At 64.6% G+C, this 407-nt stretch carries 1 protein-coding gene; it reads right to left on the bottom strand.

Features of this window, described 5'->3' with window-relative positions; genetic code table 11:
* Positions 1-65: 65 nt before the first annotated feature.
* A partial coding sequence (locus C5L12_RS27915) for an NAD(P)H-dependent oxidoreductase (RefSeq protein WP_205839404.1) occupies positions 66-407 on the bottom strand: 342 nt, incomplete at its 5' end.

Genomic DNA, 407 nt, shown 5'->3' with positions numbered 1-407 from the left:
CACGTGCACGCGAATGGCTGGCCGGCGCCGCGGACCTGGCACGCTGGCTCTTCGCGTGACAGTCCTCAGGCCACCAGCGGCATGAGCAACATCCGCGCAGCCAGTTCCTGCCGGAAACTTTCGAAGGCCTGCATGGCGGAATCAGCACCGCGCGCAGTGTTCTGCAAGCGGATGCCTTCCACCTGATGGATGCCCACCGTGGCAAACACATACCGCAGATACGGCATCAGGAAATCGGTCTGCGCGTGGGCGCCGTCAAAGTTGCCGCCTGAAGCGGATACCACCAGCACCGAGCGATCGGTCAGCATGCCCACCTTGCCCGTGGGCGTGCGGCGGAACGTGCGTTCGGGCCGCACCACCAGATCGATCCACGCCTTCAACGCCGAAGGCACCGTGTAGTTGTGCAC

This window comes from Neorhizobium huautlense (assembly GCF_002968575.1).
In the GTDB taxonomy this organism is placed as follows: Bacteria; Pseudomonadota; Alphaproteobacteria; order Rhizobiales; family Rhizobiaceae; genus Neorhizobium; species Neorhizobium huautlense.
This window is presented reverse-complemented; position numbering and strand designations above follow the sequence as displayed.